19 protein-coding genes are annotated in these 19,640 nt (G+C 52.2%); 7 read left to right on the top strand and 12 right to left on the bottom strand.

Going from position 1 to position 19,640, the window contains the following annotated elements:
- Positions 1-58: 58 nt before the first annotated feature.
- The 3 genes from yeaW to GHC22_RS10225 form a co-directional block, all read right to left on the bottom strand.
- The gene (gene yeaW, locus GHC22_RS10215) at positions 59-1,183 is read right to left on the bottom strand and encodes a carnitine monooxygenase, oxygenase subunit YeaW (RefSeq protein WP_003833746.1); all 1,125 of its coding nucleotides are present in this window, start codon (positions 1,181-1,183) and stop codon (positions 59-61) included.
- Positions 1,184-1,227: 44 nt separating this feature from the next.
- Positions 1,228-2,829, bottom strand: a complete 1,602-nt coding sequence (locus tag GHC22_RS10220; protein WP_008785019.1) for a BCCT family transporter — start codon at positions 2,827-2,829, stop codon at positions 1,228-1,230.
- Between the two features lie 251 nt (positions 2,830-3,080).
- The gene (locus GHC22_RS10225) at positions 3,081-4,163 is read right to left on the bottom strand and encodes a tartrate dehydrogenase (RefSeq protein ID WP_153752850.1); all 1,083 of its coding nucleotides are present in this window, start codon (positions 4,161-4,163) and stop codon (positions 3,081-3,083) included.
- Between the two features lie 103 nt (positions 4,164-4,266).
- Here GHC22_RS10225 and GHC22_RS10230 point away from each other — a divergent pair, with 103 nt between their 5' ends.
- On the top strand, positions 4,267-5,184 hold the full coding sequence (locus GHC22_RS10230) for a LysR family transcriptional regulator (RefSeq protein WP_020996618.1): 918 nt from the start codon (positions 4,267-4,269) through the stop codon (positions 5,182-5,184).
- 86 nt (positions 5,185-5,270) lie between these two features.
- Here the strand turns inward: GHC22_RS10230 and minE are convergent, their stop codons facing one another.
- From minE to minC, 3 genes are read right to left on the bottom strand one after another with little or no spacing between them, the layout of a single operon-like run.
- Positions 5,271-5,537 carry a cell division topological specificity factor MinE gene (gene minE, locus GHC22_RS10235; protein WP_003833739.1) on the bottom strand — a complete coding sequence of 89 codons (267 nt, stop codon included), beginning with the start codon at positions 5,535-5,537 and terminating at the stop codon, positions 5,271-5,273.
- Between the two features lie 3 nt (positions 5,538-5,540).
- Positions 5,541-6,353 (bottom strand): septum site-determining protein MinD, encoded by an 813-nt coding sequence (gene minD / locus GHC22_RS10240; RefSeq protein ID WP_003020956.1) that lies wholly within the window; start codon positions 6,351-6,353, stop codon positions 5,541-5,543.
- Between the two features lie 23 nt (positions 6,354-6,376).
- Positions 6,377-7,084: a septum site-determining protein MinC gene (gene minC / locus GHC22_RS10245; RefSeq protein ID WP_003833736.1), complete on the bottom strand. Its 708-nt coding sequence runs from the start codon at positions 7,082-7,084 to the stop codon at positions 6,377-6,379.
- Positions 7,085-7,210: 126 nt separating this feature from the next.
- On the opposite strand from minC, the gene GHC22_RS10250 reads away from it, so the two are divergent.
- From GHC22_RS10250 to GHC22_RS10260, 3 genes are all read left to right on the top strand, one after another.
- On the top strand, positions 7,211-7,504 hold the full coding sequence (locus GHC22_RS10250) for a YcgL domain-containing protein (RefSeq protein ID WP_003833735.1): 294 nt from the start codon (positions 7,211-7,213) through the stop codon (positions 7,502-7,504).
- 69 nt (positions 7,505-7,573) lie between these two features.
- Positions 7,574-8,233, top strand: coding sequence for a fumarylacetoacetate hydrolase family protein (locus GHC22_RS10255; RefSeq protein WP_048235224.1), 660 nt, complete (start codon positions 7,574-7,576; stop codon positions 8,231-8,233).
- 92 nt (positions 8,234-8,325) lie between these two features.
- Complete coding sequence (locus GHC22_RS10260) at positions 8,326-8,772, top strand: YcgN family cysteine cluster protein (protein ID WP_003020944.1); 447 nt, start codon at positions 8,326-8,328, stop codon at positions 8,770-8,772.
- A gap of 29 nt (positions 8,773-8,801) precedes the next feature.
- On the opposite strand, the gene GHC22_RS10265 is transcribed toward GHC22_RS10260, so the two are convergent.
- From GHC22_RS10265 to nhaB, 3 genes are all read right to left on the bottom strand, one after another.
- On the bottom strand, positions 8,802-9,143 hold the full coding sequence (locus GHC22_RS10265) for a DUF1971 domain-containing protein (RefSeq protein WP_003020940.1): 342 nt from the start codon (positions 9,141-9,143) through the stop codon (positions 8,802-8,804).
- Between the two features lie 110 nt (positions 9,144-9,253).
- Complete coding sequence (gene dsbB / locus GHC22_RS10270) at positions 9,254-9,784, bottom strand: disulfide bond formation protein DsbB (RefSeq protein WP_003844060.1); 531 nt, start codon at positions 9,782-9,784, stop codon at positions 9,254-9,256.
- A 141-nt stretch (positions 9,785-9,925) separates the two neighbouring features.
- Positions 9,926-11,470, bottom strand: coding sequence for a Na(+)/H(+) antiporter NhaB (gene nhaB / locus GHC22_RS10275; protein WP_008785014.1), 1,545 nt, complete (start codon positions 11,468-11,470; stop codon positions 9,926-9,928).
- A 236-nt stretch (positions 11,471-11,706) separates the two neighbouring features.
- Between nhaB and fadR the strand changes: the two genes are divergently transcribed.
- The gene (gene fadR, locus GHC22_RS10280; RefSeq protein ID WP_003833559.1) at positions 11,707-12,426 is read left to right on the top strand and encodes a fatty acid metabolism transcriptional regulator FadR; all 720 of its coding nucleotides are present in this window, start codon (positions 11,707-11,709) and stop codon (positions 12,424-12,426) included.
- 102 nt (positions 12,427-12,528) lie between these two features.
- Here the strand turns inward: fadR and GHC22_RS10285 are convergent, their stop codons facing one another.
- Positions 12,529-14,061, bottom strand: a complete 1,533-nt coding sequence (locus tag GHC22_RS10285; RefSeq protein WP_003833557.1) for a SpoVR family protein — start codon at positions 14,059-14,061, stop codon at positions 12,529-12,531.
- Positions 14,062-14,383: 322 nt separating this feature from the next.
- Here GHC22_RS10285 and GHC22_RS10290 point away from each other — a divergent pair, with 322 nt between their 5' ends.
- Positions 14,384-15,682, top strand: a complete 1,299-nt coding sequence (locus GHC22_RS10290; RefSeq protein ID WP_003833553.1) for a D-amino acid dehydrogenase — start codon at positions 14,384-14,386, stop codon at positions 15,680-15,682.
- 12 nt (positions 15,683-15,694) lie between these two features.
- On the top strand, positions 15,695-16,765 hold the full coding sequence (dadX, locus tag GHC22_RS10295; protein WP_003833552.1) for a catabolic alanine racemase DadX: 1,071 nt from the start codon (positions 15,695-15,697) through the stop codon (positions 16,763-16,765).
- 104 nt (positions 16,766-16,869) lie between these two features.
- Here dadX and GHC22_RS10300 read toward each other — a convergent pair whose 3' ends face one another.
- Positions 16,870-18,603: a potassium/proton antiporter gene (locus GHC22_RS10300; protein ID WP_008785011.1), complete on the bottom strand. Its 1,734-nt coding sequence runs from the start codon at positions 18,601-18,603 to the stop codon at positions 16,870-16,872.
- 97 nt (positions 18,604-18,700) lie between these two features.
- Positions 18,701-19,615, bottom strand: coding sequence for a muramoyltetrapeptide carboxypeptidase (ldcA, locus tag GHC22_RS10305; protein ID WP_048235227.1), 915 nt, complete (start codon positions 19,613-19,615; stop codon positions 18,701-18,703).
- Between the last annotated feature and the right edge of the window lie 25 nt (positions 19,616-19,640).

A 19,640-nucleotide genomic window follows, 5' to 3' on the forward strand; every position in this document is an offset into this window, starting at 1 on the left:
AAAAAATCTGTCCGGCGCGGCTTGACGATGCGCCGGAACCTGTCGTTACAGCCTCTGGTTATTCCTGAAACACCTGCGCGACCAGATTATGGAAATGGGCAATGCCATGTTCGGAGATACCGCTGCCGCTGGTGTCGGCCATAATGCGGCCCTGACCGCGATACCCGCGCGATTTCAACCCTTTTTGGACGCTTTCAACCAGACGTAAATCTTCAGGGCGGAAGACGTTGCGATACCATTCGATCAGTTGTTTCTGCTCTTCGGTCAGCTCTTCGTTGGTGAAGTAGATGTCATAGTTTTGCAGCGTAGTTTCTGCATCCACTGGAAATTCGTAGATAACGGTCATCATGCCTTTGATTGGCGTAACGTTGAGCATGGTGCACGGCCACAGCCAGAAACCGTGGAAGGCGGCATCAACACCCTCTTCGAACTTAAATGACTGCTCTGACGGTTTGGCGAAACCGTATTGTAGCGTCCAGTTGCCGTGCATAGTATGCCAGTAACGATCAACCTGAACCGAGTCGGAAAAACCAGGGTGAGCCGGGCCGCAGTGGTAGCACTCCAGATAGTTATCGACAATATTCTTCCAGTTGGCTGGAGTTCGGGTCGTAAAGCGCGCCGCCAGCTTTAGGTCATGCACATCAGGGCAGGCTTCGATAACTTTGTCTGCAAGACCTGGGAGTTGTTCTTCTACGCTGCCCGCGTTCGGATCCATGTTGATAAACACGAATCCGGCATATTCTTCCAGCCGTACCGGGGTGAGATGTGCTTTCTCACTGTCGAAGTTGGCAACGTTTTCGCAGTTACGTGCATGCGCCAGGTTACCGTCAAGCTTGAATGCCCAGGCGTGGTAAGGGCAGGTAATCACATTTTTCGCTTTCCCTTCGCCGCTCAACAGTTGATGACCACGATGCGGGCAAACGTTGTAGAACGCGCGCAGCACGTTATCGCGACCACGTACCAGCACGATGTTCTCGCCAATCACTTCCCGGGTAACATAGTCATTGGGTTTCGCCAGTTCGCTACTGTGGGCTACACAAATCCAGCTCTTAGCGAACACTTTCTCCTGCTCGTGCTCGAAGGCCTGATGGTCGGTATAGAACCGGGCAGGGATAGTCCAGGCGTCCTGCGGGTTGGCACAGAAATTTTGCGGCAGAATAAACTCAGGGCTCAGATTGCTCATTGGAATACCTTTAATTTGTGAGTAAGAGGATTTTTTACTGGCGCTTAATTGTCGCCTTTGAGTAATGTCCCGGCCGGTGGTGCGACGGGGACGTCCACTGGCGTTTCGGGGAGATGACCTTCAATTTGATGTGCAGGAACGTGGGCATAGTCCTGCCGTACCCAGCGAAGAAAACCGCCAACCTTCACCAACAGTATGGCGAGGAAGGGAAGTGCGGTCAGAACCACCGTGGTCTTCATGGTTTCCAGGGACGCGCCGGTGAACAAAATCGATAATGGGATCAGGGTGATGACCACGCACCAGAACAGACGTAAGCTACGCTGCGGATCTTCCCCTTCCTGCAGGTTACGCGTGCTGGTGGCCGCCATGGTGTAGGCGACGGCATCCATATGCGAGGCGAGAAAAATAATCATGATCGCCAGATACGCCACCAGGAACAGTTTCCCGGCAGGCAACGACATCAACACTTGCTGTACGGCTGTTTCGCCGCCTAACGTGGCCATAACCTGCGGTACGTCGATCACACCGTTCACAAATTGGTGAATGGAGTAGCTTTCCATCACGCCAAAGAAGAACCAGCAGCCAACGGTACTACCCAGGATTAACGCCCAGATAACCTCTTTGATTTTGCGACCACGGGATACGCGAGTGACAAACATTGCCACGCCAGGGGTGTAGGAGATCCACCACAGCCAATAGAACACCGTCCAGTTGCGGGTGAACTCACCGTTGCCGAGCGGGTCGGTGAACAGACTCATCTGCAAAAAGTTTTGTGTCGTCAGACCGATGGCGTTAATGATGTTGTTGGTGATGAACTCGGTCGGGCCGACAATCAGCACCAGCAGCGGCAGTAAAAACGCCCCCCAGCCGACCATTTTGCTCAGACGTTGCAAGCCGTTGTTGATGCCAATCCAGGAGCTCAGACAGAAAATGCCGCCAGAGAACAGGATAACAAACGCCTGTACTGTGAAGTTATCCGGTAAACCCGTGAGAGCAGATAAACCACGGGTAAAGGTGGCGGCGGTGACAACCAGAGAGATGGTTAACGCGCCAACTGTGGCGATCAGGAACATCAAATCAACCAGCCGGCCCCAGACGCCCTGCGGATGCACGCCGGTGATAGCGGCGATTATTCCGGACAGGCTCAGCCCTTTGTTTTTCCGCACATGAAAGTGGTAGGCCATGGTTAATGAAGCCAGCGTATAGGTCGCCCAGGCGCTGATTCCCCAATGGAAAAAAGAGTAGGGTAAGCTGTATTCCAGCGCTTTTTGCGAGTGCGGAGCGATATTCAGACCTGGGGTCTGGTAATAATAGGCCCACTCAGCAACGCCCCAATAGAGCGTGGAGGAACCTAGTCCGGCACAAATAAACATAAACAGCCAGGACAGCGTGCTGTATTCCGCTTTTCCTTCTCCCAGACGAATGTTGCCGTATTTGCTGGTGGCCAGCCAGACGACCAGACCCATCGCCATCAGAACGAGGATCTGCACGGCGGAACCCAGCATCCGGGTAACGCCGTTAAAAAGGGTATTTGCGACTTGTGCAGACTGCTGAGGGAAGAGACTAAGTGTGGCGGCGATGAAAAGAATAGCCACCAGACTGATGGCTATCAGCGGCATGTCTTTTTTCTTAACGTTGCTCAACATGGGATCTCCTGGGCACAGTTGCCCGCGTATGGCATTAGCCTGTCGTTGTTATCATGCTGTAGGGAATCAGTGATCTTGTATTTAACAATTTTATTATTTGTTCTTTACATGAATTAAACAATTGCTCGATGCGTGAAGCAATAAAACACAGAACGGAAATAATAAAAGGTGAATTGGCGCAGGTTATTGGTGCCATAAAAAGCATAAAAAAGCCGCGTCAGTGACGCGGCTCATATTCCGTGGTTTGACCTCTAACGCAATGCCCGAGAGATGGCCTCGCCAACCTGTTGGGTGGTGGCATTGCCTTTCATATCCGGTGTTTTCGGGCCGCTGGCAATAACCTGCTCAATTGCCGCCAGAATACCGTCGTGGGCGGCTTTATAGTTAGCATCACCGTTGCCAAGGAAGTCGAGCATCATGGCGCCAGCCCAGATAGTCGCTATAGGGTTGGCGATGTTCTTGCCGTAGATATCGGGGGCCGAACCGTGTACTGGCTCGAACAGAGACGGGAAGGTGCGTTCCGGGTTTAAGTTGGCTGAAGGCGCAATGCCGATCGTTCCGGTACAGGCTGGACCGAGATCGGAGAGGATGTCGCCAAACAGGTTGGAGGCAACCACCACGTCAAAACGCTCCGGCTGCATCACAAAGCGGGCGCAGAGTATATCAATATGCTGTTTATCCCAACGGATCTCGGGATAGTGAGCCGCCATTGCTTCCACGCGCTCGTCCCAGTACGGCATGCTGATAGCCAGGCCGTTGGATTTGGTCGCCGAGGTCAGGGTTTTGCGCGGGCGATTTTGTGCCAGCTCGAAAGCGTAACGCAATATACGATCGACGCCGCGACGGGTGAAGACCGACTCCTGGATAACCACTTCGTGTTCTGTACCTTCGCTTACGCGTCCGCCGAGTGAAGAGTATTCTCCCTCGGTGTTCTCGCGCACCACGTAGAAATCGATGTCGCCAGGCTGCTTACCTGCCAGTGGGCAAGGTACGCCCGGAAACAGGCGTACCGGGCGCAGGTTGACATACTGGTCGAATTCGCGGCGAAACTTAAGCAGCGAGCCCCATAATGAGATGTGGTCCGGTACGGTTTCCGGCCAGCCAACGGCACCAAAATAGATAGCATCGAAGGATTGTAACTGCTCGTGCCAGTCATCCGGCATCATCTTTCCGTGATGGGCGTAGTACTCGCAGCTGGCCCATTCCATTTGCTCAAAGCTGAGTGACAACCCCCAACGCTCGGCGGCTGCCTGCAACACCTGAATGCCTTCAGGCAGGACTTCTTTACCAATGCCATCTCCGGGGATAGCGGCAATACGACAGGTTTTCTTCATAGCAGCTCTCACTTGTACGCCATCAAAATTGACTTTCCCCGTATCCTATAATTGACTGATTAATAGTTAATCCCCCTAACTGGTGAAACATAAAACACAGATCATGAATAATCTGCCGCTGCTAAATGATTTACGCGTCTTTATGCTGGTTGCACGTCGTGCGGGATTTGCCGCCGTTGCCGAAGAGCTGGGCGTATCTCCGGCTTTTATCAGTAAGCGCGTTGCCCTGTTGGAGCAAACGCTGAACGTGGTGCTGTTGCACCGAACAACGCGGCGCGTAACCATCACGGAAGAGGGGGAGCGGATCTACGAATGGGCACAGCGGATCCTGCAGGATGTCGATCAGATGATGGACGAGCTGTCCGATGCCAGGCAGATCCCGCAGGGGATGCTACGAATTATCAGTAGCTTTGGTTTTGGCCGCCGGGTGGTCGCTCCGGCGCTGTCTGCGCTGGCAAAAGAGTACCCGCAGTTAGAACTGAGGTTCGATGTTGAAGACCGTCTGGTAGATATGGTCAATGAGGGCGTCGATCTCGATATTCGTATCGGGGATGATATCGCGCCGAACCTGATTGCCCGCAAGCTGGCGACTAACTATCGTATTCTGTGCGCCTCGCCGGAATTTGTGGCGCGGCATGGAGTGCCGAAACAACTGAACGATCTTTCTACTTTCCCCTGCCTGGTTATTAAAGAACGTGACCATCCGTTTGGTATCTGGCAAATGCGTAATAAAGAGGGCGCACACTCAATAAAGGTTACGGGGCCGCTGTCGTCTAATCATGGCGAAGTGGTACATCAATGGTGTCTGGATGGGCAGGGAATTGCTTTGCGTTCGTGGTGGGACGTTTGCGACAACATTGCCAGCGGACATCTGGTGCATATATTGCCTGAGTATTATCAACCCGCCAATATATGGGCGGTTTATGTCTCCCGGCTGGCGACGTCGGCAAAAATCCGTATTACGGTTGAGTATTTACGCCGCTATTTTGCCGAAAACTACCCAAAGTTTACTTTGGAATAAATGCTCGATAGGTTAGTCAGAGACAGAAAATAAAAAAGGCAGAATAATCTGCCTTTTTCGTAACCATGATTTAGCGACAAAAGAGCTTATTTAGACTCTTCCGCTTCAGGTAATGTCACGTTAAGTTCGAGGATCGAAATATCGCCGTCTTTTTGTTCAAGTTGTACTGTGACCATTTCGGGATCAATTTGTACATACTTGCAGATAACGTCGAGAATATCCTTGCGCAGCTGCGGTAAATAATGTGGCTCGGCGTCACTACGACGACGTTCCGCAACAATAATCTGCAGTCGCTCTTTAGCGATGTTCGCTGTGCTCTTTTTCCGCGAGAGAAAAAAATCCAGTAATGCCATAACTTATCCTCCGAACAGGCGTTTGAGGAAACCTTTCTTCTCTTCTTCAATGAAGCGGAAAGGACGTTCTTCTCCCAACAGACGGTCTACGGTATCAGCATAGGCTTTACCGGCATCAGCATTGATGTCGAGAATAACCGGCTCACCCTGGTTAGACGCGCGCAGGACCGACTGATCTTCAGGAATCACGCCAACCAGCTTGATTCGCAGAATTTCCAGTACGTCTTCCATGCTCAGCATGTCACCTTTATTTACGCGGCCAGGGTTGTAGCGCGTCAGCAACAAATGCTCTTTAATTGGATCTTCACCGTTTTCCGCGCGACGAGATTTCGACGCCAGAATACCCAGAATACGGTCAGAGTCACGTACAGAGGAGACTTCCGGGTTGGTGGTAATAATCGCTTCATCGGCAAAATACAGGGCCATCAGCGCACCAGTTTCAATACCCGCCGGAGAGTCGCAGACGATGAAGTCGAATTCCATCGTTTTCAGATCGTCCAGAACTTTCGCGACGCCTTCACGCGTCAGCGCGTCTTTATCGCGAGTTTGTGAGGCCGGAAGAATAAAGAGATTTTCGGTACGCTTATCTTTGATTAGCGCCTGATTTAACGACGCATCGCCCTGAATAACGTTGACGAAGTCGTAAACGACGCGGCGTTCACAACCCATAATCAGATCAAGATTACGCAGGCCGATATCAAAATCAATAACGACAGTTTTCTTTCCCTTCTGGGCCAAACCTGTAGCGATGGCCGCGCTGGAGGTGGTTTTGCCAACGCCCCCTTTACCCGAAGTAACAACAATAATGCGTGCCATAGAAATTCCTTGTTAAAAAGGGATCAATTCAACGGTTGAACTGTCAAAGCGTTCTCTGCTAATTGCAGACGTGCCGCTTTGCCATAAAATTCTGCTGGGATTTTATCACTCAGCCAATAAACACCTGCGATAGACACCAGTTCTGCCGTCAGATGGGTACAAAAAATTTGCGCTTCCCGGTCACCGCTTGCGCCTGCCAACGCGCGGCCTCTCATCATTCCATAAACATGAATATTGCCATCAGCGATAAGCTCTGCGCCTGCACTGACGTGGCTTGTAACAATCAGATCACATTGTGGTGCATAAATGCGCTGACCGGAACGAACCGGCACATTTATTAATCGTGTTTTTGTGATGGGAGTAACGTTTTGTGGCGGAGCGACGGGAGCCGGGGCCTCAACGGGCGCAGGACGAATAGCTTTTTCTTTACCTTCAGTCAGTAAAGGAAGACCCATTTCGTCGATTTCAGCCTTGAGTCTGGCGTCTTTGCATCCGCTAACGCCGATAATGCGCAATCCGGTAGACGCGACAACCTTCTGCAGCGCTGACCAGTTTACCGGGCTTTCAAGACCACTCACGTTAACCACTACGGGAGCATGTTTTAAAAAAGCAGGTGCCTGCGCGATTTTGTCTTCCAACGCCTGACGAATAACCTCGGGTTCTGCTTCATGTAAATGAACCACTGATAAGGTGAAGCTACTGCCTTTAAGCTCGATTGGCGTGTTTGACATCCTGGCCTTACTCAATTTGCTATTTATCATCCCCAGCGCGGGGTGATATTCCGAAGACTATAAGGCATGTTATAGTCAGTATTATATTGAGGCAAGCCACCATTCCGTGAATTCAGAGTAAAAGATATGTTTTGTGTGATCTACCGAAGCAGTAAACGTGACCAGACCTATTTATATGTCGAAAAAAAAGACGATTTCTCGCGAGTTCCTGAAGAACTGATGAAAGGATTTGGTCAGCCGACGCTGGCAATGATGTTGCCGCTTGATGGCCGTAAAAAGCTGGTTAATGCCGATCTGGAAAAAGTAAAACAGGCACTCACCGAGCAGGGCTATTATTTACAAATACCACCGCCGCCAGAAGATTTACTTAAACAGCATCTGGCTGCGACGAAACAAAATACACCAGACGATAAACGTTAAACTGCATCCGGCAGCAGCACGCCCCATCGATGCAGTACCTGAAATTGATAACTACGTTAGGGGAAAGTAATGTATCAACATCATAACTGGCATGGTGCTCTGCTGGATTATCCGGTGAGTAAGGTGGTTTGCGTAGGGAGTAACTATGCTAATCATATTAAAGAGATGGGCGGAAGTACCCCGGAAGAACCGGTGCTGTTTATTAAACCGGAAACCGCGCTGTGCGATTTACGCCAGCCGCTGGTGATCCCATCTGATATGGGTTCGGTTCACCATGAAGTTGAGCTGGCTGTTTTGATTGGCGCGACCCTACGTCAGGCGACGGAAGAACATGTGCGCAAAGCCATCGCGGGCTATGGCGTCGCGTTGGATCTGACCCTGCGTGATATTCAGGGCAAAATGAAGAAGGCGGGGCAGCCGTGGGAAAAAGCGAAGGGTTTTGATAACTCTTGCCCGCTGTCAGGGTTTATTCCGGTGGCGGAATTTAATGGTGATCCTCAGGATACGATGCTCGGGTTAACGGTTAACGGTGAGCAGCGCCAGCACGGCACCACGGCGGATATGATCCATCACATCGTTCCTTTGATTGCCTACATGAGTCGTTTCTTTACCCTCAAAGCGGGCGATGTTGTGTTGACGGGGACGCCAGCAGGAGTTGGGCCGTTAAACAGCGGTGATGAGCTGGCTATCAGTTTTCATGGTCAAACGCTGACGACACGCGTGCTGTAATCTCTTCTTGCCGCCTTTTCGGGCGGCAAAACTTGCATCAGCGTGTCAGACTGGTTATAAGGTGCAGCTTTATTGCAATAGCGGATACCCTGATGAGCGACATACCTTTCTGGCAAAGTAAAACCCTGGATGAAATGACCGATGCCGAGTGGGAGTCATTATGTGACGGGTGTGGTCAATGCTGCCTGCATAAGCTGATGGATGAAGACACCGACGAAATCTATTTTACTAACGTCGCGTGTAAGCAGCTCAATATCAAAACCTGTCAGTGCCGTAATTACGAACGCCGATTCGAGTACGAGCCTGACTGTATCAAACTGACGCGCGATAATCTGCCCACCTTTGAATGGCTGCCGATGACCTGTGCGTATCGTCTGCTAGCGGAAGGTAAAGGGCTGCCGGAGTGGCATCCACTGCTGACGGGATCAAAAGCGGCGATGCACGGTGAACGTATTTCAGTACGTCATATTGCGGTGAAAGAATCGGAAGTGCGTGACTGGCAGGATCATATTTTGAACAAACCTTCATGGGCGGACTAAACCGCCCATCGATTAGCAGGCGTTAAGGCTTAAGACTTTTTCGCCTGATACATCTCATCGCCATGGTTGTCATCTTCAACCCAGAAATTGATGTTGAATTGGGCGTCGTCGCTTAATTCAACGCGATGCCAGTACTGCGGTGGACTGGTCGCAAACTGACCGGCATTAATCACCACTTTCACTTCAGGCTCTTTTGCGTCTTCATTGGCAAAGCCGTAATACGTTACCGTACCTTCCATCACGCAAAGCTGGCCAAAAACGCCTGCAGCAGTGTTATGGTGCGAAAGAAGTGCTGCCGGGACGTTGTCTTTCGTGAAGAAGGGAGTAGAGCGTTTAACTTTCCAGTTTGCCGGGATGCGTAAATGGGACATAAGACATCTCCTTGGTGTGGCATCTATAAGATGTATTTAATATACATCTTATAGATGCCAGCAGGCAATGAATTTAAGGCAAAAAAAACGCTCCCGAAGGAGCGTCTCTGTTAGCGACCGAAGAGGTCACGTTTTTTCGGTTTGAACGGCTGTGCTATCACTACCAGCACGGCGACCACCAGGTAGGCGGCGAAGATCCCCAACAGCCACTGCGGCATTTCCAGGGTTAAAAAAGACCACTGGCGCTCAGCACAGTCACCGGACGCTAAAAACACCTGCGGCAGCCATTTGTCCAGCGGCAGCCAACTTGGGAAGCGTGCGGCAAAATCACAGGTCATAAACGGGGATGGGTGCAGCTGAATCATGGTGTGCTCATACGCTAACTGAAGTCCGCGCCAGGCACTGTAAATCCAGATTATCATCGCCACATAGCGCAGCGGTGTTTTTGGTGCGATAGCACCCACCAGCCCTGCACCCATCACGCCAAATAATGCGCTACGTTCGTAAATACACAACACGCAAGGTTTTAGCAGCATGACGTGCTGGAACCACAGCGCGACGAGCTCCAGCGCAAAGGCGGTTAACGCCAACAATAACCATGCTCCACGACCTCGGGAGCACTGGTTTAAAAATCGCAACATAATCATTTCCCTGCAACATGCGTAGAGACCGCAGTTTAAACCAATTCACTTTATGCGCCACTAGCGGGAATTGAAAATTTGCGTAATCGGATATTTATCATGCAAAAAGTCAAACCGGGCAGTGATTTGCCCGGTTAATTGTTATGAAAGTGTAGCTAACCAGCCCGTTTGGGTCATCCACTCGGTCACCGGAACTAGCGTGAACTCGACGCAAAGCAGGCCGACGAGCGTCAGGACGAGAGTATAAGGCAGGGCCATCCACACCATGCGACCATAAGAGAGGCGAATCAACGGCGCCAGTGCAGAGGTCAGCAGGAACAGGAATGCAGCCTGGCCGTTTGGCGTGGCCACCGAAGGCAGGTTGGTCCCGGTATTGATCGCCACCGCCAACAGCTCAAATTGGTTAAGGCTGATGGTCCCATGTTCCATCGCGGCTTTGGCTTCATTGATATAAATCGTACCAACAAAAACGTTATCAGAGATCGAAGACAGCAGGCCGTTGAAGAGATAAAACAGCGTCAGTTGTGCATGTTCAGACGACTGCAACACAAACTGAATAATCGGTGAAAAGAGTTGTTGATCGATAATCACCGCGACAATAGAGAAGAACACGGTCAGCAGCGCGGTGAAGGGTAGCGACTCGGTAAAGGCCTTACCTATCGCATGTTCGTCGGTTACGCCGGTCAACGAGGTTGCCAGAATGATGACCGACAAACCGATCAATCCGACTTCTGCCAGATGCAGGGCCAAAGCAACGACCAGCCAGACGCCAATAATCGCCTGGACAATCAGTTTGATTTTGTCCTGGCGGGTACGTTGTTGGCGGCTCTGATCGTCAAACTGTTGCAGGACATCACGGACGGTCTCCGGCAGCGTTTCGCCATAGCCAAACCAGCGCAATTTCTCGACCAGTACACAGGTTAACAGGCCGCAAATCAGTACCGGGACGGTAACTGGCGACATGCGCAGGAAGAAGTCGCCAAAATGCCAGCCAGCCGCTTTGGCGATAATAAGGTTTTGTGGTTCGCCCACCATGGTCATCACGCCGCCTAACGCCGTACCGACCCCCGCGTGCATCATCAGGCTACGCAGAAAACCGCGGAACTGCTCAAGAACGACTTTATTGTGCTGATCGATATGGCTGTCATCAAGCATGTTGTTGTCTTCCGCGCGAGAAGAAGCAACGCGATGGTAGATACCATAAAACCCGACCGCAACGCTGATTACCACGGCAACGACGGTCAACGCATCGAGGAACGCAGAGAGGAAAGCGGCTGCAACACAAAAAGACAGTGACAGCAGCGTCTTGGAGCGAATAGTGAGCAGCAGACGAGTGAAAATAAACAGTAATAGCTGCTTCATAAAGTAGATGCCTGCCACCATAAACATCAGCAGCAATAACACCTCAAGGTTTGCGGCAACCTCTTCACGCACATGCGTGGCGCTGGTCATACCAATAATGACAGCTTCAATAGCCAACAGCCCGCCTGGCAGCAGTGGGTAACATTTTAACGCCATCGCCAGCGTGAAAATGAACTCGGCCACCAGCAACCAGCCGGCGATAAAAGGGTTGATGAAAAAAATAATCGGGTTAACGACTAAGAAGACAAGCAGTGCAAGTTTGTACCAGTCTGGTGATTGACCTAAAAAATTGCGCCACATAGCGCGGCCCCATGATAGCTCCATGGTGATTTCCCTACCTTTAAAAATGAAATCATGTTTTTATGTTTGACCGCAAAGCTTAGCGGGAGGAGGGGGCACAGGCAAGCTATTCACGAGACTGGTAAGGTTGGCTGTGCTGTAGCGTTATTAGGAAAATGAAGCCTTGATCCACTTTTTCTTCATTGCGTCAGCTATCAGCTAAGATACCCATCTGGTATGATGTGTGTAACTATGTTTTGCTGTGTAATGGAATTTTTACTATGGTCATTAAGGCGCAAAGCCCGGCTGGGTTCGCGGAAGAGTACATCATTGAAAGTATCTGGAATAACCGCTTCCCACCTGGCACTATTTTGCCCGCTGAACGTGAACTCTCCGAACTTATTGGGGTGACACGTACCACGCTACGCGAAGTATTGCAGCGGTTGGCGCGAGATGGCTGGTTGACCATTCAACACGGCAAACCGACGAAGGTGAATAACTTCTGGGAAACCTCCGGGCTGAATATTCTTGAAACGCTGGCGCGTCTCGATCACGAGAGTGTCCCGCAGTTGATTGATAATCTGCTGTCCGTGCGTACCAATATTTCGACGATCTTTGTTCGCACTGCGTTTCGCCAGCATCCTGATAAAGCACAGGAGGTTCTGGCGACGGCAAATCAGGTGGCCGACCACGCTGACGCATTTGCCGATCTGGACTATAACATTTTCCGCGGCCTGGCATTTGCCTCCGGCAATCCGATTTACGGTTTGATCCTCAACGGTATGAAAGGATTATATACCCGCATTGGCCGTCATTATTTTGCCAATCCGGAAGCGCGCGCGCTGGCGCTGAGCTTCTACCGTAAACTGTCAGAACTCTGCGAGCAGGGCGCTCATGAGCAGGTGTATGAAACGGTGCGTCGCTATGGTCACGACAGTGGCGAAATTTGGCATCGCATGCAAAAGAGCCTGCCGGGCGATTTGGCGATTCAGGGTCGTTAATTGCTCAAAGCCGGATGGCGACGCCAAAGCGTCTTATCCGGCCTACAATACGTGCACTTCGTAGGCCGGATTAGGTGTTTACACCGCCTCCGGCAATAAGATTTACAGACCGTTCATCCTTGGCGGGCAACGCTCCAACAGCTCCACGCTGCCATCTTCATTCTGTTGCTCCAGCATCACGTCAAAACCCCAAAGCCGGTGTACGTGCTTGAGCACTTCTTTGCGTCCTTTATCCAGCGGTGCGCGGTTATGCGGAATATAGCGTAAGGTGAGCGAACGGTCGCCACGCAGATCGACATTCCAGATTTGAATATTCGGCTCCAGGTTGCTGAGGTTGTATTGCGACGACAACCTGTTGCGGATCTCACGATATCCTTCCTCGTTATGAATCGCTGAAATCTCCAGATAGTTGTGACGATCGTCATCCAGCACGGTGAACAGACGGAAATCACGCATCACCTTTGGCGACAGGAACTGGCTGATAAAGCTCTCATCTTTGAAATCGCGCATCGCAAAATGCAGGGTTTCCAGCCAGTCAGAACCCGCTATGTCCGGGAACCAGTATTTGTCCTCCTCGGTCGGCGACTGACAAATACGTTTGATATCCTGGAACATGGCAAATCCCAGAGCGTACGGGTTTATCCCGCTATACCACGGGCTGTTGTAGGGCGGCTGAAATACCACATTGGTATGGCTATGCAGAAACTCCAGCATAAACCGTTCGGTGACTTTACCTTCATCATAAAGGTGGTTCAGGATAGTGTAATGCCAGAAAGTGGCCCAGCCCTCGTTCATCACCTGCGTCTGTTTCTGCGGATAAAAATACTGGCTGACCTTGCGTACAATGCGCAACACTTCGCGTTGCCAGGACTCCAGCAGCGGGGCGTTCTTCTCCATGAAGTACAGCAGGTTCTCCTGTGGCTCAGAGGGATAACGCCGGGCTTCCGCCACGGTTTTCTCTTCCTCTTTTTTCGGCAGCGTGCGCCACAACATATTCACCTGGCTTTGCAGATACTCTTCACGGCTTTTCTGACGGGCTTTCTCTTCCTGTAGGGAGATTTTTTGCGGGCGTTTGTAACGGTCAACGCCGTAGTTCATCAGCGCATGGCAGGAGTCGAGCAGCTTTTCGACTTCATCCACGCCGTAACGCTCTTCACACTGGGTAATATAGTTTCGCGCGAAGATCAGGTAATCGACAATGGAACTGGCATCCGTCCAGCTTCGGAACAGGTAGTTGTTTTTGAAAAAGGAGTTGTGTCCGTAGCAGGCATGCGCCATCACCAGCGCCTGCATGGTGATGGTGTTCTCCTCCATCAGATACGCGATGCACGGATTGGAGTTGATAACGATCTCATAGGCCAGCCCCTGCTGACCATGCTTATACAAGCGCTCGGTTTCAATAAACTTTTTACCAAACGACCAGTGAGGATAGTTGATTGGCATCCCGACGCTGGAATAAGCGTCCATCATCTGTTCGGAGGTGATCACCTCGATTTGGTGCGGGTAGGTATCCAGTCTGTAGAGTTTCGCCACGCGGTCTATCTCTGCCAGATAGACATCCAGCAGATCAAACGTCCAGTCGGGTCCATCGCTTAACCGTGTGCTGTCCTTGTTCATGGAATCAATCGTAGCCATTCGCGCACCCTCATTGTTGGCGGCACTCTCTGTCTGGAGTACCTCATGTCAAGCATAGATCATGGTGTTAAAAAACGTGCTGCGGCAGAAATTTTTTCTTTGCGATTTCACGTTAGCGAGGCGTCGAAAAATGGCATGGCCGCAAAATTTTATGCTGGATAAAAATAACGCACAGCAGGAGATGCCAAAGCGGAGAGTCCCCAGCCATCACCGCTATATGTGAGGTAAGTCACCATAAAAAAGCCATATGTTGAATAATATTTTCAACTGAGTTATCAAGATGTAATTGGATGATTGTTCTTTTACTGTTAACGGAGTGGCTATGCGAGTTGTCATACTGGGAAGTGGTGTCGTTGGCGTGACCAGCGCCTGGTACTTAAGTCAGGCTGGACACGATGTCACCGTCATTGATCGTGAGCCCGGTCCGGCACTGGAAACCAGTGCGGCGAACGCGGGGCAAATCTCTCCAGGTTATGCAGCACCATGGGCGGCACCAGGCGTACCGCTAAAAGCAATTAAGTGGATGTTTCAGCGCCACGCTCCGCTGGCCGTCCGTCTTGACGGAACCCAGTTCCAGTTGAAATGGATGTGGCAGATGCTGCGCAACTGCGACACCAGCCACTACATGGAAAACAAAGGACGCATGGTGCGACTGGCGGAATACAGCCGTGATTGCCTGAAAGCGCTGCGCGCCTCTACCGGTATCGAGTACGAGGGGCGCCAGGGCGGAACCCTGCAACTTTTCCGTACCGCTCAACAGTATGAGAACGCTACCCGCGACATCGCCGTGCTAGAAGATGCGGGCGTGCCATATCAACTGCTGGAAGCAAACCGTCTGGCGGAAGTCGAACCCGCACTGGCAGAAGTGGCGCACAAGCTGACCGGCGGTCTGCGTTTACCGAATGATGAAACCGGCGACTGCCAGCTGTTTACCCAGCGTCTGGCGCAGATGGCGGAGCAGGCAGGCGTTAAGTTTCGCTTTAATACCCCGGTCGATAAGCTGCTGAGCGATGGTGAGCAGATTTATGGCGTCCAGTGCGGCGAAGAGATAGTTAAAGCCGATGCCTATGTGATGGCGTTTGGTTCGTACTCCACGGCAATGCTGAAAGGGATCGTTGATATCCCGGTCTATCCGCTCAAAGGCTATTCGTTGACCATTCCGGTGGCGCAAGACGACGGTGCGCCGGTTTCTACTATCCTTGATGAAACCTACAAAATCGCTATTACCCGCTTTGACAATCGTATTCGCGTTGGCGGCATGGCGGAGATTGTCGGCTTTAATACAGAATTGCTACAACCTCGTCGTGAAACGCTGGAAATGGTCGTACGCGATCTCTTCCCGCGCGGCGGTCATGTGGAGCAGGCAACCTTCTGGACCGGACTGCGTCCGATGACGCCGGACGGAACGCCTGTGGTGGGGCGCACCCGCTTTAAGAATCTGCTGCTCAATACCGGCCACGGCACGCTGGGTTGGACCATGGCCTGCGGCTCCGGTCAGCTACTGAGCGATATCCTTTCTGGCCGTACGCCAGCCATACCTTATGACGATCTGAGCGTGGCGCGTTACAGTCCGGGGTTTACCCCCTCTCGTCCACGGCACTTACATGGCGCACATAACTGATAAGGACGTGAGATGACCCGCCCGATACTGGCCAGCATTGACCTGCAGGCGTTGAAACAAAATCTGACCATTACCCGCCAGGCCGCGCCGGACGCCCGCGTCTGGTCGGTGGTGAAAGCCAATGCGTATGGACACGGTATTGAACGCGTCTGGAATGCGCTGGGCACAACCGATGGTTTTGCCATGCTCAATCTTGAAGAGGCGATAACCCTACGCGAGCGCGGATGGAAAGGCCCGATACTCATGCTGGAGGGTTTTTTCCACGCCGAAGACCTGACGGTATATGACAATTATCGACTCACCACCTGTGTACACAGTAACTGGCAGCTAAAAGCATTGCAGAATGCGCGCCTGAAGGCGCCGCTCGATGTTTACCTGAAGGTGAACAGTGGTATGAACCGCCTTGGTTTTTTACCGGAAAGAGTTCCCACGGTCTGGCAACAGCTGCGGGCGATGCCCAACGTCGGTGAAATGACGCTGATGTCGCATTTTGCCGATGCAGAGCACCCGGAAGGTATCCAGGAGGCTATGGCGCGTATTGCGCAGGCGACTGAAGGGCTGGAGTGCAGACGATCGCTGTCGAATTCGGCAGCCACGCTGTGGCACCCTGAAGCGCATTATGACTGGGTTCGTCCGGGCATTATTTTGTATGGTGCGTCGCCTTCAGGACAATGGCGGGACATCGCTAACACCGGCCTGAAGCCAGTGATGACGCTGAGCAGTGAGATCATCGGCATACAGACGCTGAAAGCTGGCGATCGGGTGGGCTACGGTGGACGCTACACTGCCAGCGGCGAGCAGCGCATTGGCATTGTAGCGACCGGCTATGCAGACGGTTATCCACGCCATGCGCCAAGTGGTACTCCGGTGCTGGTGGACGGTGTACGTACCGGGACGGTGGGGACAGTCTCAATGGATATGTTGGCGGTAGATCTGACACCATGCCCGCAGGCAGGGATCGGGACGCCGGTAGAGCTGTGGGGCAAAGAGATTAAAATTGACGATGTGGCCACCGCCGCAGGTACGGTAGGCTACGAGTTAATGTGTTCTCTGGCGCTGCGCGTGCCAGTTGTGACGGTGTAACTTTATACAGGATTGCCTGATGCTGCTGCGTTTATCAGGCCTCCAGAGTCAGTGCATTTTGTAGGCCGGGTAAGGCGCAGCCGCCACCCGGCAAAACATCCGCTTTACTCATCCTCATCTTCAGCAACGCGAACACCGACCTTCAGCACCGCATTATCTTCCTTCTCGGCTACGGTCCAGATCATGCCAGCGAATTCCACCTGGTCACCGACGACCGGCGCGGCACCAAGCAGATGCTGGACAATTTCACCCAACGTTTGCTGCTTATCACGATACTCGGTGCCATCTTCTAGGCCATAAATCAGCGCCACATCGGCATATTTTGCGCTGGCTTCAAGAATAAAATCACCGAAGAAGCGCTGGTCTAACGACACAGGTGGCGACTGGCTGAACAGCTTGCCAAGAGCCGGGAGATCGCGCTCGCGGCCAATAACACACAATACATCGCCTTCGCGCAGACGTGTGCTGCCGGAGGGGTGAAACAGCACGTTGTCACGAAACAGGGCGGCTATTCGCGTTTCTTCCGGCATATGCAGGTCGCGCAATGCGGCTCCTACGCACCACTTATCGGCGCTGAGCTGATAAACAAACTGCTCCCACGGGTTATCCGGATGAATATCCAGGCCAATGCGCGACACGGGCCAGCCAACAGGAGGGACCACCACTTTGGCTTTTTTAGCGGCCCATGAAAGAGAGGTTCCCTGGAACAGCAACGAGATCAGTACCACGAAGAAGGCGACGTTAAAGAACAGGCGTGCATTCTCCAGACCCGCCATCATTGGGAAGACGGCGAGGATGATGGGTACCGCACCGCGCAGACCCACCCAACTGATGAAAATGCGTTCGCGCAGATTGAAGCCGCGAAACGGCAGCAGTCCGGCGAAAACCGAAAGTGGGCGGGCAATGAAAATCATCCACGCAGACAAAATCAGCGCAGGAACCACGATAGGTAGCAGGTCGGACGGCGTAACCAGCAGTCCGAGCACCAGGAACATGGCGATTTGCGCCAGCCAGGCCAGACCGTCGAAGTTTTGCAGAATGCCAAACCGGTTGCGAATAGGGCGATTACCCAGCAAGAAACCACACAGATAAACCGCCAGAATACCGCTGCCTTCCAGCGCAGTGGTCAGGGCAAAAATCAGGATCCCACCGCTTAACGCCAATAGCGGATACAGTCCGGCAGGCAGAGAAATGCGGTTAATCATCTGCTGGAGCATATATCCACCGCCCAGACCGATAACGATGCCTAAGCCAAACTGCTGGATAATGTGCACCGCGAACATCCAGCTTAAACCGGTTTCGTGGTTTTGGATCATGGCGATGAGCGTGATGGTCAAAAACACGGCCATCGGGTCATTACTGCCGGATTCAATTTCCAGCGTAGAGCCAACGCGTTCGTTAAGCCCCTTACCGCCAAGCAGGGAAAAGACCGCCGCGGCGTCGGTTGAACCAACAATCGCGCCAATCAGGAGTCCTTCAATAAGATCCAGATGAAACAGCCACGCGGCCATCATGCCGGTGAGTCCGGAAGTAATCAGCACACCGACCGTCGCCAACGATAGCGCCGGGCCTAACGCAACGCGAAAAGAGCTGGCCTGGGTGCGCATCCCGCCGTCGAGCAGGATAACTGCCAGTGCCAGGTTACTCACCATGTAGGCGAATGGATAGTTATCGAAAGGTATGCCGCCTATACCATCTACGCCCGCTAACATACCGATAGCGAGAAATATCACCAGGATAGGGATACCGAGGCGTGATGAGAATGAACTGAGTAAGATACTGCAGGTGACGAGAACGGAACCCAAAATAAAAAGGCTAATAATTGCTGCGGCATCCAACGTTCGGTTACTCCTGAATTACGCTGTTTCGTATTAATAAACCCTACCATAATAACGACAGAAACAGCGTTTTGCTTAGCCCCATTAGCCGCTTTTTTTACGATTTTAGTACCGGATGCCCACTTAAGGTGAGCTGAGTGCCGTTTTTATCATTTTTCAGCACCGCATTGGCTCCCAAAGGCAGGGTGACAGTGCGTTGTTCATGGCCAAAATCGAGGCCGCAGATCAACGGTACTGACAATCTGGCGCGCAGAAAATCACAAACTGAATCAAGATTGTAACCGGCATCGTAATCATTGGGTGCGCTACCGCTAAAACTGCCGAGAATAATGGCGTTTTGCTGGGCCAGTATTCCGGCGTGGTACAGCTGCAGCAGCATGCGCTCGACACGGAATGGATGCTCGTTAATGTCTTCCAGCACCAAAATGCCGTTTTTGATGGCCGGCATCCACGGTGTACCCATCAGCGAAATGATCATCGCCAGATTTCCGCCCCACAGTGTACCTTCAGTTGCGCACTGCGGACCGTCACCCTGCCATTCGAGGGTAAATTGGGCATTACGCAAAGCCTGCCAGAAATGGTGCTCGGTGAATGCGTTCATTTCTTCGGCGCCGAAGTTCGCCGCCAGCATCGGGCCGCTGAAGCTAATCACATTCCCCTGTGTCAGCAGACCACACTGGATCGCCGTAAAATCGCTGTGTCCGCACAGCAGTAGCGGATCTTGTTGCTGGCGGGCTGCCAGCCCCTGCCAGTCAATATCTTCCAGTAAACGGCTCGCGCCATAGCCGCCGCGTACCGCCATCACAACGGTATCGGGGGTTTTCAGATTAACGAGCGAGTTCACATCAGCAAGCCTTTCTGCCTCTGTCCCCGCAAAACGCTGGCAGCGGCGCGCAATGACCGCTGAATTGTCGACCTGATGACCGGCCTCAATAAGACGCGCAAGCCCACGTAAGGCAGCCTGCTGATTGATACAGTAGCCCGATGGGGCAATTAAGTGAAACCGGGACATGGCATTTCCTTGCTACAACTAAAAC

The sequence above is a fragment of the Citrobacter sp. H12-3-2 genome, from assembly GCF_009649895.1.
Classification (GTDB): Bacteria; Pseudomonadota; Gammaproteobacteria; order Enterobacterales; family Enterobacteriaceae; genus Citrobacter; species Citrobacter portucalensis.

Excerpts from the sequence above, each read along its gene's own strand:
- yeaW (WP_003833746.1), bottom strand. The coding sequence starts at position 1,183 with ATGAGCAATCTGAGCCCTGAGTTTATTCTGCCGCAAAATTTCTGTGCC.
- GHC22_RS10220 (WP_008785019.1), bottom strand. The coding sequence starts at position 2,829 with ATGTTGAGCAACGTTAAGAAAAAAGACATGCCGCTGATAGCCATCAGT.
- GHC22_RS10225 (WP_153752850.1), bottom strand. The coding sequence starts at position 4,163 with ATGAAGAAAACCTGTCGTATTGCCGCTATCCCCGGAGATGGCATTGGT.
- GHC22_RS10230 (WP_020996618.1), top strand. The coding sequence starts at position 4,267 with ATGAATAATCTGCCGCTGCTAAATGATTTACGCGTCTTTATGCTGGTT.
- minE (WP_003833739.1), bottom strand. The coding sequence starts at position 5,537 with ATGGCATTACTGGATTTTTTTCTCTCGCGGAAAAAGAGCACAGCGAAC.
- minD (WP_003020956.1), bottom strand. The coding sequence starts at position 6,353 with ATGGCACGCATTATTGTTGTTACTTCGGGTAAAGGGGGCGTTGGCAAA.
- minC (WP_003833736.1), bottom strand. The coding sequence starts at position 7,084 with ATGTCAAACACGCCAATCGAGCTTAAAGGCAGTAGCTTCACCTTATCA.
- GHC22_RS10250 (WP_003833735.1), top strand. The coding sequence starts at position 7,211 with ATGTTTTGTGTGATCTACCGAAGCAGTAAACGTGACCAGACCTATTTA.
- GHC22_RS10255 (WP_048235224.1), top strand. The coding sequence starts at position 7,574 with ATGTATCAACATCATAACTGGCATGGTGCTCTGCTGGATTATCCGGTG.
- GHC22_RS10260 (WP_003020944.1), top strand. The coding sequence starts at position 8,326 with ATGAGCGACATACCTTTCTGGCAAAGTAAAACCCTGGATGAAATGACC.
- GHC22_RS10265 (WP_003020940.1), bottom strand. The coding sequence starts at position 9,143 with ATGTCCCATTTACGCATCCCGGCAAACTGGAAAGTTAAACGCTCTACT.
- dsbB (WP_003844060.1), bottom strand. The coding sequence starts at position 9,784 with ATGTTGCGATTTTTAAACCAGTGCTCCCGAGGTCGTGGAGCATGGTTA.
- nhaB (WP_008785014.1), bottom strand. The coding sequence starts at position 11,470 with ATGGAGCTATCATGGGGCCGCGCTATGTGGCGCAATTTTTTAGGTCAA.
- fadR (WP_003833559.1), top strand. The coding sequence starts at position 11,707 with ATGGTCATTAAGGCGCAAAGCCCGGCTGGGTTCGCGGAAGAGTACATC.
- GHC22_RS10285 (WP_003833557.1), bottom strand. The coding sequence starts at position 14,061 with ATGGCTACGATTGATTCCATGAACAAGGACAGCACACGGTTAAGCGAT.
- GHC22_RS10290 (WP_003833553.1), top strand. The coding sequence starts at position 14,384 with ATGCGAGTTGTCATACTGGGAAGTGGTGTCGTTGGCGTGACCAGCGCC.
- dadX (WP_003833552.1), top strand. The coding sequence starts at position 15,695 with ATGACCCGCCCGATACTGGCCAGCATTGACCTGCAGGCGTTGAAACAA.
- ldcA (WP_048235227.1), bottom strand. The coding sequence starts at position 19,615 with ATGTCCCGGTTTCACTTAATTGCCCCATCGGGCTACTGTATCAATCAG.